At 28.5% G+C, this 17897-nt stretch carries 19 protein-coding genes and 1 other RNA gene; 18 read left to right on the top strand and 2 right to left on the bottom strand.

Annotated elements, in window-relative coordinates; genetic code table 11:
• The first annotated feature begins 3 nt into the window (after positions 1-3).
• The 9 genes from ANHYDRO_RS03645 (at position 4) to ANHYDRO_RS03605 (ending at position 4325) form a co-directional block, all read left to right on the top strand.
• Entirely contained in the window at positions 4-324 is a 321-nt protein-coding gene (locus ANHYDRO_RS03645; protein ID WP_004813579.1) for a hypothetical protein, read from the top strand.
• 79 nt (positions 325-403) lie between these two features.
• On the top strand, positions 404-553 hold the full coding sequence (gene rpmG, locus ANHYDRO_RS03640) for a 50S ribosomal protein L33 (RefSeq protein WP_004816546.1): 150 nt from the start codon (positions 404-406) through the stop codon (positions 551-553).
• 14 nt (positions 554-567) lie between these two features.
• Positions 568-750 carry a preprotein translocase subunit SecE gene (gene secE, locus ANHYDRO_RS03635; protein ID WP_004813575.1) on the top strand — a complete coding sequence of 61 codons (183 nt, stop codon included), beginning with the start codon at positions 568-570 and terminating at the stop codon, positions 748-750.
• A 7-nt stretch (positions 751-757) separates the two neighbouring features.
• Complete coding sequence (nusG, locus tag ANHYDRO_RS03630) at positions 758-1351, top strand: transcription termination/antitermination protein NusG (RefSeq protein WP_004813573.1); 594 nt, start codon at positions 758-760, stop codon at positions 1349-1351.
• Between the two features lie 62 nt (positions 1352-1413).
• Positions 1414-1848: a 50S ribosomal protein L11 gene (rplK, locus tag ANHYDRO_RS03625; RefSeq protein ID WP_004813572.1), complete on the top strand. Its 435-nt coding sequence runs from the start codon at positions 1414-1416 to the stop codon at positions 1846-1848.
• A 37-nt stretch (positions 1849-1885) separates the two neighbouring features.
• Entirely contained in the window at positions 1886-2596 is a 711-nt protein-coding gene (rplA, locus tag ANHYDRO_RS03620) for a 50S ribosomal protein L1 (protein ID WP_004813571.1), read from the top strand.
• A gap of 202 nt (positions 2597-2798) precedes the next feature.
• Positions 2799-3347: a 50S ribosomal protein L10 gene (gene rplJ / locus ANHYDRO_RS03615; protein ID WP_004813569.1), complete on the top strand. Its 549-nt coding sequence runs from the start codon at positions 2799-2801 to the stop codon at positions 3345-3347.
• A gap of 35 nt (positions 3348-3382) precedes the next feature.
• Positions 3383-3763 (top strand): 50S ribosomal protein L7/L12, encoded by a 381-nt coding sequence (rplL, locus tag ANHYDRO_RS03610; protein ID WP_004813567.1) that lies wholly within the window; start codon positions 3383-3385, stop codon positions 3761-3763.
• Positions 3764-3875: 112 nt separating this feature from the next.
• A complete protein-coding gene (locus tag ANHYDRO_RS03605) occupies positions 3876-4325 on the top strand; it encodes a Fur family transcriptional regulator (RefSeq protein ID WP_004813565.1) in 450 nt (149 codons plus the stop codon).
• Between the two features lie 41 nt (positions 4326-4366).
• Here ANHYDRO_RS03605 and ANHYDRO_RS03600 read toward each other — a convergent pair whose 3' ends face one another.
• Complete coding sequence (locus ANHYDRO_RS03600; RefSeq protein WP_039913916.1) at positions 4367-5077, bottom strand: heparan-alpha-glucosaminide N-acetyltransferase domain-containing protein; 711 nt, start codon at positions 5075-5077, stop codon at positions 4367-4369.
• Positions 5078-5162: 85 nt separating this feature from the next.
• Between ANHYDRO_RS03600 and ANHYDRO_RS03595 the strand changes: the two genes are divergently transcribed.
• From ANHYDRO_RS03595 to ANHYDRO_RS03575, 5 genes are all read left to right on the top strand, one after another.
• The gene (locus ANHYDRO_RS03595) at positions 5163-6437 is read left to right on the top strand and encodes a bifunctional folylpolyglutamate synthase/dihydrofolate synthase (protein WP_004813561.1); all 1275 of its coding nucleotides are present in this window, start codon (positions 5163-5165) and stop codon (positions 6435-6437) included.
• Between the two features lie 252 nt (positions 6438-6689).
• The gene (locus tag ANHYDRO_RS03590) at positions 6690-8216 is read left to right on the top strand and encodes a YfcC family protein (protein WP_004813558.1); all 1527 of its coding nucleotides are present in this window, start codon (positions 6690-6692) and stop codon (positions 8214-8216) included.
• 13 nt (positions 8217-8229) lie between these two features.
• Positions 8230-9441, top strand: a complete 1212-nt coding sequence (gene pepT, locus ANHYDRO_RS03585) for a peptidase T (RefSeq protein ID WP_004813555.1) — start codon at positions 8230-8232, stop codon at positions 9439-9441.
• Positions 9441-10841 carry a beta-Ala-His dipeptidase gene (gene pepD, locus ANHYDRO_RS03580; protein ID WP_004813552.1) on the top strand — a complete coding sequence of 467 codons (1401 nt, stop codon included), beginning with the start codon at positions 9441-9443 and terminating at the stop codon, positions 10839-10841. Before pepT ends, pepD begins: the two co-directional genes overlap by 1 nt.
• An 81-nt stretch (positions 10842-10922) precedes the next feature.
• Positions 10923-11177, top strand: a complete 255-nt coding sequence (locus ANHYDRO_RS03575) for a type II toxin-antitoxin system RelB/DinJ family antitoxin (protein ID WP_004813550.1) — start codon at positions 10923-10925, stop codon at positions 11175-11177.
• 266 nt (positions 11178-11443) lie between these two features.
• On the opposite strand, the gene ssrA is transcribed toward ANHYDRO_RS03575, so the two are convergent.
• Positions 11444-11800: a transfer-messenger RNA gene (gene ssrA / locus ANHYDRO_RS09595) on the bottom strand.
• A gap of 157 nt (positions 11801-11957) precedes the next feature.
• Between ssrA and ANHYDRO_RS03570 the strand changes: the two genes are divergently transcribed.
• From ANHYDRO_RS03570 to ANHYDRO_RS03555, 4 genes are read left to right on the top strand one after another with little or no spacing between them, the layout of a single operon-like run.
• Positions 11958-13091: a glucose-1-phosphate adenylyltransferase gene (locus ANHYDRO_RS03570; RefSeq protein WP_004813548.1), complete on the top strand. Its 1134-nt coding sequence runs from the start codon at positions 11958-11960 to the stop codon at positions 13089-13091.
• Between the two features lies 1 nt (position 13092).
• Positions 13093-14208 carry a glucose-1-phosphate adenylyltransferase subunit GlgD gene (glgD, locus tag ANHYDRO_RS03565; RefSeq protein ID WP_004813547.1) on the top strand — a complete coding sequence of 372 codons (1116 nt, stop codon included), beginning with the start codon at positions 13093-13095 and terminating at the stop codon, positions 14206-14208.
• Positions 14209-14218: 10 nt separating this feature from the next.
• Entirely contained in the window at positions 14219-15649 is a 1431-nt protein-coding gene (gene glgA / locus ANHYDRO_RS03560) for a glycogen synthase GlgA (protein ID WP_004813544.1), read from the top strand.
• A 2-nt stretch (positions 15650-15651) separates the two neighbouring features.
• Positions 15652-17892 carry a glycogen/starch/alpha-glucan phosphorylase gene (locus tag ANHYDRO_RS03555; protein ID WP_004813542.1) on the top strand — a complete coding sequence of 747 codons (2241 nt, stop codon included), beginning with the start codon at positions 15652-15654 and terminating at the stop codon, positions 17890-17892.
• The last annotated feature ends 5 nt before the right edge of the window (positions 17893-17897 follow it).

Here is a 17897-nt window from a genome sequence, read left to right as displayed (position 1 = left end):
ATAATGAAAGATTATTTAAGTGGCAAGGAAATAAATATAAAAGAAGCTGTATTAGTAGTCGGCAATAAGGTTTATAATAAATCCTCATATATTAGTATAGATACAAGGAAACTAGATGGATATCCGCCAAAAGTATATTATGACAAAAATCATAATTTATTAGGCAAAATGTATGATAAAGGAGTATATGAGCTAGACGATATAGAAGATATATTACTTGATTATAGTGATACTTGCTTTTCAAATCATGATTTAAATGACCTAAGAGAGTTTTTAATAAAAAAAAGAAAAAATCTATACGAAAATTTAGAAAAAAGACAATAAATAATATTGACATAAAATCAATTGGATGGTAACATATATGTTTGTATGGGACTATCCATATAAATTAGGAGGTGTTTTAATGGCAGATAAAGTAAAACTAGAATGCACAGTTTGCAAAAATAGAAATTACGATACTACAAAAAACAAAAAGAACACTCAAGAAAGACTTGAGCTTAAAAAGTATTGTCCTTTCTGTAAAAAACACACTGTTCATAAAGAAACAAAATAGTAAGGAGTTTTTAAATGGCTAAGAAAAAAGAAGGATTTTTTAAATCTATTAGAAGAGAATTCAAAAAAATCACATGGCCAACAAAAAATGAAACTTTAAATTACTCATTACTTGTTATTATTGTCAGTGTGATTACAGGACTTCTCATTTGGTTATTAGACATAGTCTTTGGAAACATGCTTGGATTTTTAATGTAGGTAAGCTATGACAGATTTATCTAATAACAACAATTCAAATGAATTAAACAATACAAAGGAAGAAATTGATTCTAAAGATTCACAAAAACAACCAAGATGGTATGTAGTTCACACATATACTGGATACGAAAATAGGGTTAAAGATAAAATCCAAATGATGATTGATAACGAACAAAATCCTGATATCATCGACGTAACAGTACCAGAAGAAGAGTATGTTGAAGTAAAAAATGAATCAAAGAAACTTAAAACTAGAAAATTATTTCCAGGCTATGTAATGGTAAAAATGAACATTACAAATAGATCTTGGTATATTATAAGAAATACCCAAGGAGTAACAGGCTTCGTAGGTCCAGATTCAAAACCAGTCCCACTCACAAAAAGAGAGGTTAGAAAATTTGGTATAAAAGAAGATAAACCTGTATTAAACATTGATATAAATGTTGGAGATAATGTAAATATAATCCAAGGACCATTTAAAGATTTAGTTGCGGAAATTAAGGAAATTGATCCTGAAAAGCAAATAATCAAAGCTTTAATTGATATGTTTGGTAGAGATACAATAATAGATTTAGGTTTCGAGGATATTGAGACAATTTAAACTGGCTTACGTAAAGTAAGTGGGAGGGGTAACCCGCCAAAAACCACAAAGGAGGATTTAATATGCCAGCAAAAGAAAAAGAAGTACAAGCAAAAGTTAAATTACAAGTACCAGCAGGAAAAGCAACACCAGCACCTCCAGTAGGTACAGCACTAGGACCACACGGAATCAATATTATGGAATTCGTGCAAGCATTTAACGCAAAAACAGCTGACCAAGCTGGAATGATAATACCGGTTGAAATGACAATTTATAAGGATAGATCTTTTGAATTTATCACAAAAACACCACCAGCACCAGTATTAATTAAAAAAGCTATAGGTCTTGATAAAGCAAGTGGTGAACCAAACAAAAACAAAGTAGGTTCAATCAAACTTGATCAAGTTAAAGAAATAGCTCAAACAAAAATGCAAGATTTAAATGCTGCAAGCCTAGAAGCTGCAATGAGCATGATAAAAGGTACATGCAGAAGCATGGGGATAACTGTAGAAGAATAAGTGGAAGAGGAAACTCGTTATACCACAAGGAGGCAACATGGCTAAAAAAGGTAAAAAATATATAGAATCAAAAAAGGCTTTTGATACACAAAAAGAATATGATTTATCAGAAGCATTAGATATAGTTGAAAAAACTGCAAAAGCAAACTTTGACGAAACTGTAGAATTACACGTAAGACTTGGTGTAGATTCAAGACATGCTGACCAACAAGTTAGAGGTACAGTTGTACTTCCACACGGAACTGGTAGAAATGTTAGAGTACTTGCAATTGTTAAAGATGATAAAGTAGAAGAAGCTTTAAATGCAGGAGCAGACTTTGCAGGAAATGAAGAATATACAGACAAAATCCAAAAAGAAAATTGGTTAGATTTTGATGTAATAGTAACAAGCCCTGACATGATGGGACAAGTAGGAAGACTTGGTAGGGTTTTAGGACCTCAAGGATTAATGCCAAACCCAAAATCAGGTACAGTAACAAATGACATTGCTAATGCAATTAAAGAAGTAAAAGCAGGTAAAGTAGAATATAGAACAGATAAAAATAACCTTGTACACGTTCCAACAGGAAAAATATCTTTTGGAAAAGAAAAATTATCTGATAACTTAAGATCTTTAATTACAGCTATAGTTAAGGCAAAACCAGCTTCAGCAAAAGGAAAATATTTAAAATCAATTACTATTGCTTCAACAATGGGTCCTGGAGTAAAATTATCTCCAGCAAAAGCAATGGATTTAGTTGAAAAATAAAAAAATATTTGACAAAATATATTAATAGTGTTATACTATCATAGTCAAATAAATAGGCTACCAAAGACTACGGAGACTTTTAAGTTTAATTATTCCGTATAGGTGGGAATAAGAAATCTACATCCCCACCGATGTAGGCATAAATTTTATGCCTAATTGTGGGGATTTTTATATACCTACCAAAAGCCATAGGAGGTGAAATATGTCTGAAAAAGCTATACAACAAAAACAAGTAATTGTTAATGAAATAGTTAAAAAAATTGAAAGCGCTAAATCAGTAACTTTAGTAGAGTTCGATAAAATGGACGTTAAAGAAATTACTGACTTACGTAACAATTTTAGAGATGCAAATACAGAATATAAAGTATACAAAAATACTATGATGAGATTTGCATTCCAACAATTAGGATTTGATCAATTTACTGAAGAGTTAAAAGGTTCTAACGCACTTATTTTTTCAAATGAAGAAATGATTGATGGACCAAAAGTAGCAAGTAAATATATAAATCAAGATGAAGCAAATGAAGAAAAACTAATTATTAAATCTGGAATTGTTGATGGAAACTATCAAACACCAGAAGAAATGCTAGCAATAGCTAAATTACCAGGACAACAAGAACTTGCTTCTATGCTTGTTAATACACTTCAAGCACCAATTAGAAAACTTGCTGGTGATTTATCACAAATCAATGCAAAACTTGTTTATGCACTTGATGCAGTTAGAGAAAAAAAAGAAAACGAAGCAGCTTAATATAAAATATATTTAAAATATCGGAGGAATTAAAAATGTCAGAAAAAGTAACAAACTTATTAGAAGAAATTAAAGAACTTACAGTATTAGAATTATCAGAATTAGTAAAAGCATTAGAAGAAGAATTTGATGTAACAGCACAAGCTACAGTAGCAGCAGCTCCAGCAGCTGCAGCAGGCACAGCAGATGCAGGTGCAGCAGAAAAATCAGAATTTGATGTTGTATTAAAATCAGCAGGTGCTTCAAAAATCAACGTTATCAAAGTAGTTAAAGAAGTAACAGGTCTTGGACTTAAAGATGCAAAAGCATTAGTTGATGGAGCTCCAAAAGCAGTTAAAGAAGGCGTTGCTAAAGACGAAGCTGAAGAATTAAAATCAAAATTAGAAGAAGCTGGTGCTGAAGTAGAATTAGCATAGTTTCTAAAATTTAAAGGCTCCTTTTGGAGTCTTTTTTAGTTTAATTATTGACATGATTAAGCTTATAATGTATATTAAATTTGAAGGATTCTAATTTTGGAAAGAAGATAAAATGAAAGAAATTATAGATTCTCTTGCCAATGTTGACCAGGAAGAAAAATATGAGATTGAAAAACATATACTAAAAAAACATGACATTAGAGTTAGTCATCAAAGACTTATGATTTTGGATTATCTAGTAAATAACAGGACTCATCCAACAGCGGATGATATTTACAAGGATTTAAAATCAAAAGATCCAATTCTTTCTCAAGCCACAGTATATAATACTTTGAATTTGTTTGTAAAAAATAATATTGTTAGTGAATTAGATTTTAACCAATCAAGAAAAAGATATGATTTTTACCAAAAACATCATGCACATTTTATTTGTGAGCACTGTGGAGACATTCTTGATTTGAATTTTGATATTGATAATTTAAAATTTGATGGTTTAGAAGGTTATGAAATAAATAATGTTGATTTAACAATTAGGGGGATTTGTCCTAATTGTAGAAAATAAAAAAGAGATAAAATAGTTTTTTCTATTTTATCTCTTTTTTATTATATAAGTTTAAAAAATAGATATACCATTATGTATATTATAATCTGGTGTAATAAATAAATTTTTAGAGAATTTTGACCTATTTTTGAAAGCCAACTATTTTTTCCATAAATATTATAAAAATTATGATCTATTAAAATTTTTCCTATTATATAACCGCTAATGTATGCGAAAAACCAAGGGATTATTGGAAAATAATCGGTTGAATGAAAACTTTCTGATGGGAAACCAAAAATAAATAAATTCTTATCATATAGGCTAAGGTTTATATTTAGTGACAATATTTTCTGGCTTGGTAGTTTGTAGGTTATGATAAATAAAATTATAAAAACAAGCAATAATCTTTTATCAATTCTAATATATTTTTGTATAATTGATATTAATATCATGGATAAACCAAGTCCATTTAGAACTCCAAAAATTATTAATTGATCTGGTACAAAAATATAGGTAATAAGGCTTATAAGAATGCCTAATATTGTAAGAATTATTCCTCTTTTTAAATTATTTTTCCAAGTCAAAAAGTTTGAACTTATACCCGAAATTATAAAAAAAGATAAGGCTATGGATAACTGCCATATTTTATTTATGTAAATATTATTATACCAATCCATATCCATATATAAGTTTAAGTCATAGCATAGGTGGAATAAGACCATAGATATTATGGTAAAACCCCTATATTTATCTAGCATGTAATTTCTTTTCATTTTATTCCTTTCTTTTAATTATCTACCTTTTATTTTACTTTATTTTTTAATAATTATATAATATTTAAGGTAGAAAAGGGGAATTATGATTAAAGATAAAGACTATTATTTAGATTGGATTTATGGCAGGGGAAATTCTGCTGGTAAAAGAAGAGATTTAAAAGCTATAAGGTCACTTTTAAAAGATTTAGGTGATCCTCAAGATAAAATTAAAGTAATTCATATAGCAGGAACAAACGGCAAGGGATCTACTGCAAATTTTATTGCAAGCACTCTGGCACAAACAAAGAAATGTGGTATTTTTACCTCACCATACATGGAAGAGATTAATGAAGAAGTGAGAATTAATGGAATTTCTATAAGTTATGAGGACTTTTTTTATTATATAGAAATGATTAAGCCTATCTGTGAAAACTTAGATAAAATAGGCTTAAGAAATACTTATTTTGAGGTTATGACAGCTTTAATGTTTAGGTATTTTTATGATAAGAATGTAGATGTTTGTGTTGTTGAAACAGGTCTTGGGGGTTTATTGGATTCTACAAATGTTGTGAAAAAACCTATGGCATGCCTTATTACAACGATTTCAATGGATCATATGAGTATTTTAGGAAATTCTTTAGAAGAAATTGCAAAAAATAAGGCAGGTATTATTAAAGATAATGTTCCTGTTTTTATTTATCCTCAAAATACCATTGCTTATAATATTATAAAAAAAGAAGCTAAAAAGAAAAATGCTCCCTTACATGAATTTTCTTTTGATCAAATTATTATTAAAAGTCAAAATACAGGATATAATCAATTTGATTTTAAAGGATATTCAGATGTGAAAACATCTTTGATCGGTAAAATTCAAATTTATAATGCCTGCAATGCTATTAATCTTTTAGATTATTTTAAAGATGATTTTGATCTAGATGATCATATTATTAAAGAGGGGATTTATAATAGTAAAAATCCTGGAAGACTACAAATGATTTCAATAAAACCTAGGGTTTTACTTGATGGCAGCCATAATAGAGAATCTTTTGATGCCTTGCTTGATAGCCTATCTTTATTTAATTATAATAGGTTGATAGTTGGATTTTCTGTTTTGAAAGACAAGGAATATAAATATATTATAAAAAAATTATCTGAGATAGCAAGTGAAATTGTAGTAACTAGTGTAGATAATCCTAGAGCCTTTGAAGCAAAAGAACTTAAAGAGATTGTAAAAAAGGATTTTAGTAAGGTAAGGGCTATTGAAAACAACATAAGTGCCTACGAGTTTACAAAATCAAGAGCGAAAAATGACGATCTGGTTTTATGGTGTGGGTCTTTATACTTAATAGGTGAAATAATTAAATATGAAAATAAGTAAATTTATGCCAAACTATTCATTAGTTTGGTATTTTTATTAACTAAAGGATAATTAATTAAGATTTCCAAGTGTTTATAATATAATTAAATATTTATATTAATAATTATAAGAGATTAAAAGAATGTGGCAATATTTCAGGTCTTTTAGACTTATATAGCAAATAAATTTCTACATTTATCATTTACCACCGTCATTTACAAAATAATTGACAAGATTTTAAAAAGCTAGTATGCTTCACTTGGAGGTATAATTATGAGTAATTTATTTAAAAAGGAAAAAAATGAATTTAAATTTCCTTCAGCCTTTACAGTATTATTTATAGTATTAGTATTAGCATCTATTTTAACTTATGTAGTCCCAGCGGGATCTTATGATAGGTTAGAGTATAACAAGGAAGAAAATGAATTCCTAAGAACTGGAGTGGGTGGAAAGGAAGAAAAATTGCCAGCTACTCAAGAAGTTTTGGACAAGTTAAAGGTAACAGTTCCTCTTGAAAATTTTGTAAATGAGGATATTAAAAAACCTGTAGCTATACCAGGATCTTACCATAAACTTGACCAACAACCACAAGGATTTATGAAAGTTGCCAGAGCTCCAATTGATGGAATAGCCGATTCTATAGGAATTATAGTTTTTGTATTAATCCTAGGAGGATGTATTGGTGTATTAAATAAGACTGGTACATTTGATGCGGGAATTGCTGCCTTATCAAAAGTAACTAAAGGTAAAGAATTTTTGATGGTTGCAATCTTATCTAGTATTGTAGCCTTGGGTGGAACAACTTTTGGTTTAGCAGAAGAAACTATTGCTTTTTACCCAATTTTAATGCCAATATTTTTAGCATCAGGATTTGACGCTATGGTAACAATAGCTGCAATTTACATGGGTTCATCTATTGGAACAATGTTTTCTACTACAAATGCATTTTCAGTTGTAGTTGCATCAAACGCAGCTGGTATTTCTTTTAAAACGGGAATAGGAATTAGGATTGTTAGTTTAGTTTTAGCTCAATCTATAACTCTTTGGTATATCTATAGATATTCTAAAAAAGTAAAACAAGATCCATCTAATTCAATAATTGCAGAAGAAATGCCAAGAATAAAAGATCATTATCTAAAAGATTATGACCCAGAAAATGTTGAACCATTTAATTTTAGAAGAATAGCAATGCTTGTAATATTTATGTTAGCATTTCCTATCATGATTTATGGCGTTATGAATCTTGAATGGTGGTTTGAAGAAATGTCAACATTATTTTTAATAGTTGGAATACTATTAATTATTCTATCCGGTCTTCCAGAACAAGAAGCAGTAGGAGCATTCTTGGAAGGATCTGCAGACTTGGTTTCAGTAGCCTTGATTATTGGAGTTGCTAGGGGAATAAATATAATTTTAGATGATGGAATGATTTCAGATACAATGCTATTTGGAGCTTCAAATATAATTTCTGGAATCAATGGTGTATTATTCTCAACAGTACAAATGATTCTATTTTCATTTTTGGGTATTTTTATCCCATCATCATCAGGACTTGCTACCTTATCAATGCCAATCATTGCCCCACTTGCAGATACAGTTTCTCTTGGAAGAGATGTAGTAGTTTCTGCATATAATTTTGGACAAGGTTGGATGGCTATAATTGCTCCAACTGGATTAATATTGGCCACCCTTGAAATGGTAGATGTGTCATATAATAAATGGATCAAATTTATTGCTCCATTAATGGGCATCTTATTAGTCTTATCTATTGTTATGTTAGGATTACAAACTGTATTATAAGATAGGAGAAAATATGTTAGAAAATTTTTTAAAATATGTAAGTTACAATACTCAAAGTGATGACAAGAATGAATCTTGTCCATCAACACCAGGTCAAATTGAACTTGCAAAAGTTATAGTAGAAGATTTGAAAAAACTTGGAATAGATAATGCCCATATGGATGAAAATGGTTATGTTTATGCATCTATAGAAGGAACAGTAAAAGATGTTCCTACTATTGGTTTTATTTCTCATATGGATACAGCCTTGGAATTAACAGGCGAGGGTGTTAATCCTCAAATAATAGATTCTTATAAGGGTGGAGATATTGTATTAAATGAAAAATATAAATTAACAGAAGAAGAATATCCTTTTTTAAAAGAACTTGTTGGCCACAAGCTAGTTACAACAGATGGAACTACCTTATTAGGGGCAGATGATAAGGCAGGAATTGCTATAATCATGGAAGTTGCAAAATTCTTTATGGAAAATAGGGATTTGAAATTCGGTGATATAAAAATAGGATTTACTCCTGATGAAGAAATAGGTAGGGGAGCAGATTTATTTGATGTCAAAAAATTTGCTGCTGATTTTGCCTATACAATCGATGGAGGACCTGTTGCTGAATTGGAGTATGAAAACTTTAACGCCGCTACAGCTAAAATTCATATTGAAGGAAAGTCAGTTCATCCTGGTTCAGCTAAAAATGTATTGATTAATGCCTTATTAGTAGGACAAGAATTAAATTCAATGCTACCTGTAAACGAAAGACCTGAATACACTGAAGGATATGAAGGATTCTTTATGCTTGATGAAATGAATGGAACATCAGCAGAGGTAGATATTGTCTATATAATTAGAGATTTCTTCAAAGATTCATTTAAGGATAAAAAAGGACTATTAGAAAAAATTGTAAACTTCTTAAATGATAAGTACGGAAAAATAATTGATTTAGAAATTGTAGATTCTTACTATAATATGAAAGAAAAAATTGAACCTTGTATGGAAATAATAGAGCTTGCAAAAAATTCTATTAAAAAAGAAGGTATGGATCCAATTGTAAAACCAATAAGGGGTGGTACCGATGGAGCAAGTCTATCTTATAAGGGACTTCCAACTCCAAACTTATTTACAGGAGGGTATAACTTCCATGGTAGGTATGAAATTCTATCTGAAGATATAATGGAAAAATCATACCAAGTTTTGAAAAATATTATTTTAATGAATGCTGAGGAGGCTAAGTAATGGAAAAATTACAAGAACAAAGAGTTTTCTATTACTTCTCAAAATTAATGGAAATACCAAGACCTAGTGGTCATGAAAAAGAAGTTTCAGATTTTTTAATTGAGACTGGAAAAAATTTAAATCTTGAGACCTATCAAGATGAAAATTTGAATGTTGTTTTAAAAAGAAAAGCTAGCAAGGGTTATGAAAATGCACCAAAAGTTATAATCCAAGGCCATATGGATATGGTTGCTTCAAAAACAGAAGATTCTAAGCATGACTTTTTAAAAGATCCAATAATCCCAGTAATTGATGGAGAGTATTTGACTGCAAAAGATACAACTCTTGGGGCAGATAATGGGATAGCTGTTGCCATGGGACTCGCACTTTTAGAAGATAAAAATTATGAGGGACCACAATTAGAATTATTAGTTACAACTGAAGAAGAAACCTCTATGGCTGGAGCTATAAATTTAGCAGATGATGTCTTAGAAGGAGACTATCTTCTTAATTTAGATTCAGAAGAAGAAGGAATTCTAACAGTAGGTTCTGCTGGTGGACTTACATTTTTTGTAGAGGAAAAAATTGAATTAGAAGAAGAGAAAGAAGGATATGAAATAAAAGTATCTGGACTTCTTGGCGGACATTCTGGAATGGATATAAATGACAATAGGGGAAATGCTATAAAAGTTGTTTCCTTTATTTTAGGAAGTTTAAAATCCGACCTAAGTCTTGGAGAATTTAATTCCGGAAGTCTAGATAATGTAATTCCTTCATCAGCTAGTTTTAAAATCTATGGGTCAAATATAGATGAATTAGAAAAAGCTAAAGAAAAGGCCCTAGATGAATTTAAGAATTTAAAAGGCGACTTGAAAATAGAAATAAATGAAGCATCTGGAAAAAGCTATTCAAAAGACTTATCTGATAAAATTATCAATATGATAGAAAAAACTCCATCAGGAATAAATACAATGATGGATGATAATACTACAGTAGAATCCTCTGATAACTTAGCCTTTGTTAAAGAAGAAGATGGCTTAATAAAAAGTGAAATTTCTCTAAGGTCTTCAGATAATGATGTACTAGATAAATTAAAAAATAAAGTAAAAACAATTCTAGAAAATCTTGGAATAAACTTCAAAATAGATTCCCTATATCCAGGTTGGGAATACAAAGAAGATTCAAAATTAAGACCTCTTGCCCAAAAATTATATAAAAAATTAGAGGGCAAAGAGTTTGAAACTATAGTAATTCACGCAGGATTAGAATGTGGTGCCTTATATGAAAAATATCCAAACTTAGATATAATATCAATAGGACCAAACATAAAAGGAGCTCATTCACCAAAAGAAAACGTAGAAATAGAATCAGTACAAAGAGTATATGAATACGTAAAAGAATTACTAAAAGAAATCAAATAAATTATAAAACAATCTCCAATATAATTTTGGGGATTGTTTTATATTATAATGACTGTAAGAATATAATCAAGAGGTTGTAATATGAGACAAATAAGATTTATAGTGGATGACAAAGTAAAAAAACAAGCAGAATTGGTATGTAGTAATATAGGAATTTCATTAGAAAATGCTATAATTATTTTTTTAAAGAAAGTATCAAGGGAAAATAAAATCCCCTTCGATGTATCAAAGGACCTATTTTACAGTAAGGAGAATATTACCTATCTTGAAGAAAAATTTAATGAATATAAGAGTGGGAAGGCTAAGCTTATAGAAAATAATGAGTTAAATGAATAAAGATTATTTCATAGGAAATAATTCTTATAATGTGGAACTAAATATAAATTTTAAGATATAAAAATGATTTAAAAATGAAAGATAATATAATTTATATGAAAAGTGAAGTTAAGTTACAAGACATTTGAAACAGAAATAAAAAACTGTTTTGAGTGTCTTTTTTTTATATTGAAAATAATATTATGAAAATAACTTTTAAAATTAATGTTATCAATTTGTTATCAGAAAAAAATAAAACCTTGAAAAATCAAGGCTTATAATATGTATGGTGGAGATGACGGGATTTGAACCCGTGTCCGCACGAGTCTTAATAAAAGCATCTACAAGTTTAGTAAGTATTTAATTTTCATCTAGTACTTATCTACTTACAAATAACTTACTAGACTAGCTTTATAAATACTAAATATACTCAAAGCTTTGTATATTAGTTGCCACATAAAATTATGAAACAAACATAAACTACTGTGGCTTAGTTTATATTTGCTGCTTGCCTAAATTAGGCAGCTAATGCGAATTGTCTTTCGCTATTATTGTTTGCATTTATATTTAATTTTCAATTTTACTAATTGATAAACGACTTGCAGCTTAAATCTTAACAAGCACGTCGAAACCAAAACATCCCCATATTTGATTAACGATAATATTATACTCAATTATTAATTTATTTCAAAATTTTAAATTTGATGAAAAGCTTTTATCCTTTAATTTATTTTATGAATTTTTGGGTATTATTATATTAAGTCATTCAGATTAATTGAATTGAGAAATATAGGAGGACTTATGAGAAATAATAATAAAATTGCTGCTATGCTTCTTGCTGGTGGGCAAGGATCAAGGCTAAAAGCTTTAACTAAAGAAATGGCAAAACCAGTCGTGCCATTTGGTGGTAAATATAAGATTATAGATTTTGCCCTATCAAACGCTACTAATTCAGAAATTAGAGATATTGGAGTTTTAACTCAATATAAACCTCAACTTCTAAACAAACACTTAGGAATAGGTGCTGCTTGGGATTATGATAGAAATTTTGGTGGATTAAGAATTTTAACACCATATTATACTGAAGAAGGTGGAAGATGGTTTGAAGGAACTGCAGGGGCAATTTTTGTAAATATAAATTATTTGGATAGTATTGATCCTGAATATGTTCTTATTCTTTCGGGAGATCATATTTATAAAATGGATTATACAAAACTTCTTGAAGAACATACAAAAAAAGGTGCTGATGCTACTATAGCTGTTATGGAAGTTGATTGGGATGAAGCGTCAAGATTTGGTATTATGAATACTGATGATGAGGGAAGAATTGTAGAATTTGAGGAAAAACCAGAAAATCCAAAATCTAACCTTGCCTCAATGGGAATTTACATTTTTAACTGGAAAGTTTTGAGAGAAGCTTTGATAGAAGATCATAAAAATCCTGAATCTACAAATGATTTTGGTCATGACATAATTCCTTACTTATTAAATAATAATAGAAATCTTTTTGTTTATAAATTTGATGGTTATTGGAAAGATGTGGGAACCGTAAAATCATACTGGCAAGCAAATCTTGATTTAATTGATCCTGAAAATCCTCTAAATATTCAAGACGATTCTTGGAAGATTTATACAACTTCATTGAATTTACCTCCTCATAGAATTGGTAGTAAGGGTATTTTAAATGATGCTTTAATAAATGAAGGATGTATTATTGATGGAGAAGTTAATAATTCTGTTTTATTTTCAAATGTAAAGGTTGAAGAAGATGCATGTGTAAATAATTGCGTTATTTTATCAGGTGTAACTATAAAAAAAGGTGTGAAAGTATACAATTCTGTTATTACAGAAGATATGGAAATTACAAAAAATATTGGAGATAAAAATTCTACATCAGTTTATCTTGTAAGTAAAGATGGAATAGAGGAGGAATAAGATGCAAAATATACTTGCTTTAATTTATAGTTCAGAATTTGATGAAAAAAACTACGATACCCTTTGTAAGATAAGACCGGATTATATGCTGCCTTTTGGCTGCAGGTATAGAATTATAGATTTTACCTTATCAAATATAACAAACCATAATATATCAAGTGTTATTTTATATGGTGGTGAGCCTTTAAGGTCAACTCTTGATCATGTAGGTGATGGAAGAAATTGGGAATTAAATAGAAGAAGCGGTGGTTTGATGATAAATCCACCAGTTTATAATAGGTCTAGATTAGCTAATGAAATAGAAACTTATTATAATACAATGAAACATTTCATTAATAATAAACGTGAATATATTTATATAACTAATCCAATGTATATTTCTAAGGTTAATATTACAGATGCTTATGAAAAAATGGAAGAAGAAAATTTAGATGCTTTAATCTTTACCCAAACTAAAAAAGATGATTATGGCTACTATCTAAATAGAAGAATTATCAATACTGATGAAAAAGGATATCCTTCAAGTGTTGGAATAAATTTGGGTCTTGAAGAAAAAATTAATTTATTTACAGGATCTCTATTAATTAAAAAAGATGTTTTTATGGATCTTCTAAGATATTCTATCGAAAAAAATAATGCTACAAATATTCTAGATGCCTTATTTAAATATCCTAAGAAGAAATCTTTAGGCCTATATAAATCAAAAGAAAGTCTAAGAGTGATTATGGATACTTTGACATATTTTGAAGCTAGTCTCGACTTGTTAGATAGGGATTATTTTGATGAAATATTTTATAAACAAGGAATGGTATACACAAAAAGCAAGGACGAACCATCTACCGAATACTTAAGAGGTTCCAAAGTAAGAAATTCCTTGGTTGCAAATGGTGCCATAATTGAAGGTGACATAGAAAATTCTATTATCTTTAGGGGTGTTAAAGTTAAAAAAGGCGCAGTTATTAAAAATTCTATAATTTTCCAAAATTCTGAAATAGGTGAGGGCGCAATCCTAAATCATGTTATTACTGATAAAGATACAAAAGTATTTGAAGATGTTAAGCTATTTGGAAACAGAACTCATCCTTACTTAACTGATAAGGGAGAGCATATTAAATAAGGAGTTTTAAATGAAAGTATTATTTTTAACAAGTGAGGCTGATCCCTTTATTAAAACTGGAGGACTTGCAGATGTTGCAGGTTCTCTACCAAAAGAACTTGTAAAAAAAGGTGTAGATATAAGAGTTTGTATGCCTTTATATTCAAGTATAGATCAAGCTTATAGAAAAAAAATGAAAAAAATTAAAGAGTTTTATGTAGATCTTGATTGGAAACACCAATATGCTGGTATTTATTCTTTAAAATGGGATAATGTTGAATTTTATTTTATAGACAATTTAGAATATTTTGATAGACCAAGCGCTTATGGTTATGATGACGATGCTGAAAGATTTATATATTTCTCAAAAGCTGCAACTTTGCTTGGAAAAGAAATAGATTTTAAACCAGATATAATCCATGCCAACGATTGGCATACTGCTCTTGTAAATATATATGTAAATGATTTTAGAAAAGGTGATGAGTTTTTTGATGATGTAAGATGCTTATTTACAATCCACAACTTAAAATATCAGGGAGTTTTTGATTCTGGATACTTAACCCTTACTGGGCTTGATGGATATTATTTTAATGAACATGATTTAAAATATTTTGATGCAATAAACTTTATGAAAGGTGGAATAGTTCATTCAACAGCTTTTAATACCGTTAGTGAAAATTATGCAGATGAAATAAAATATCCTTTCTATGGTGAGGGACTCGATGGGGTTATAAGAGAATACCAAGGAAAATTATCAGGTATTGTAAATGGAATTGATTATGACGTATGGAATCCTAAAACTGATAAAAATATTTATGAAAATTATGATTTAAAATCATTAAATAAGAAGCTAGAAAATAAAACTAACTTACAAAAAGAATATGGTTTGCCTGTGAATCCCGATGTACCTATGATTGCTATTTGTTCAAGGCTTACATCAATGAAGGGTTTTGATTTAGTAAGATATATTTTAGATGAATTATTACAAGAAGATATTCAATTAGTAGTTCTTGGAACTGGTGATTATACTTATGAAGAAATGTTTAAATATTTTGAGTGGAAATATCCTGACAAGGTTGCTGCAAGAATTTATTATGATGGAAAAGAAAGCCATAAATTATATGCAGCAAGTGATTTATTTATGATGCCTTCAATTTCTGAACCTTGTGGAATTAGCCAATTAATAGCTATGAGGTATGGTTCATTACCTATAGTTAGAGAAGCCGGTGGATTAAAGGATACAGTAAAGCCTTACAATAAATATACTGGTGAAGGAACAGGTTTTTCATTTGAAAATATTAATGCCCATGAATTACTCTTTGCAAGTAAAAATGCTATAGATTTATATAAAAATAATAAAGAAGCCTTTAAAAAATTAATTGAAAATGCAATGAATGAAAAGAATGATTGGGAAGAATCTTCAAAAAAATATATAGATTTGTACGAAAGTATTAAGGCTTAGTGATGAAAAAAGTAAATAATTTTATTTTAAAAAGAATACAAAATTTTTTGTATTCTTTTTATGCTAAAGACGTTGAAGATGCAAGAATAAATGAAATTTATGATGGTCTTGTAAAGGCACTTTTACAAGATATAGGAAAAAATTGGTCTGATTCTAAGAAATATTATGAAGGTAAAGAGCTTTATATTTTATCTTTTGAATATAATCCAGGGAAATTTTTATCAAGTGCAATCAAATCTTTAAATTATGAGAAAGAAGTTGATCAATGTTTATCTATTCTTGGTTTATCTATGGATGATCTAATAGCTTATGAAAGGGAAGCAAGCCTTGGAAATAGTGAAATAGGCTTTGGATCATGGTATCTCGCAAAAGAACTATCTAAAAATAAAATAAAGTCCATTTCATATGCACTAAGATATGAAAGTGGAGGAATGAAGCAAAAAATTATTGATGGAAGTCAATTTATTAATTCTAATGAATGGTTATATAAGGGAAATAAGTGGGAACATAAGAAGGCTTTTTCTTATATAATAAAAATGGAGAATAAGCAATTAAAGTCTGTTGCATATGATATGCCCATTTTTAATGAGGAAAATGATTATGTAAATACATTAAGACTATGGAAGGCTGAATCAATTAATAAAATTAATTATTTAAATAATACTAGTGGAGATTTAAAGAACTTTTATAATGATTATATTGATAATAACTCACTCACTCAATTTTTATATTTGGACAATTCGACATATGAGGGGAAATTATTTAGGTTAAAGCAAGAATATTTCTATAGTGTATCATCAGTTCAAGATATCCTAAGAAGGTATTTTAAAAAAGAAGATGATATTAGAAAAATAGATAAAAAAATCAAAGTAATCATTTCTGATATTCACCCAAGCTTAGCTATCCTTGAATTTATTAGGTGTTTGAATGTCGGTTATGGTTTAGAATTAGATGAATGTGTGAAGTTGAGCAAAAATATTTTTAATCACATTGGTTTTCTTCTTACCCCTGATTCAAGAGAATATTATGATATAGAAATGATTAAATTAATCGATGAATCTATGTATGATGAAATTATAAATTTAGATAAGTACTGTAAGGATAATTTAGATTTAAATATAATTGAAAATCAACAATTAAGATATGATAGAGTAAATTATTGTTTTGTTGGAAAATATTTTTATCTTTCAAAAACATTTGTAGAAAATTATAAAATTGATTATAAAAAGTTTTCGTATATTAATTTTGGTATAGATAGGGATATGTATGCTAGTTCTAATAATATAAACTTAAAAAATGTACTAAATAATTATAGAATAGATATAAACAATGATATTAGTTTGGAAAAGTTAAATGACTTGAAGAATAACTCTAACTTAGTAGATGATTTAGAAGAAGCAAAATATAAAAATAAACTAAGTTTTATTGAAAGTTTTGATCTTGATAAAAATAAGTCTCTAAACCCATACTCTATTTTTGATATGCAGCTTACCATGTTTCATGAAGCAAAAAGGCAACTTCTAAATGCTATAAATATTGCAAGTATTTATTATATGTTAAAGGAAAATTCGAATATTATCATAAGTCCAACAACTTATATATTTTCTGGTAAGGCCAATGATGGATATTATATGGCAAAGGAAATTATAAAATTTATTTTTGCTCTAAAACACATGATTGATAAGGATAGACTCATTAAAGAAAAGATAAAAATAATATTTATTGAAGATTTGAATGTAGAAAAACTTAAGCTTATTTATCCAGCCTGTGATGTTTATAGTAACTTAACCTTACCAATATTTGATAATCAAAGTTTTGAAATGATGCATTCGATTTTTAATTTCTCAAATGTAATTTCATCCAAGGGTGGAGTATTATCAAATTTCAATAAGGAAAATAAGATTTATACATTCGGAAAAACTTATGATGAGTTGGTGATGACTCAAAAGACATATAATGCTAATGATTTTTATTATAAAAATGATATAATTAAAATTACGGTTGATAATTTGATAAACGAAGATTATAACAATTTGCCTTATAATTTCAAAAATATTTTCGATTATATAATTTCATACAATGATTCATTTTTAATTTTTAAAGATAATAAAGACCTATTGGATATTAGATTAAAGTTAGGAAAAGATTACCTAGATAAAAGGAAATGGATAAACAATGAGATTGCTAATATTTTGTGGGCAAAAGAATTTAATCTTGGCAAAAATTTAGAAATATTAAAATAGGAAAC

Origin of the sequence: Anaerococcus hydrogenalis DSM 7454, assembly GCF_000173355.1 — a bacterium.
In the GTDB taxonomy this organism is placed as follows: domain Bacteria; phylum Bacillota; class Clostridia; order Tissierellales; family Peptoniphilaceae; genus Anaerococcus; species Anaerococcus hydrogenalis.
The sequence above is the reverse complement of the archived record's forward strand: the minus strand, read 5'-3'. Positions and strand labels throughout refer to the sequence as shown.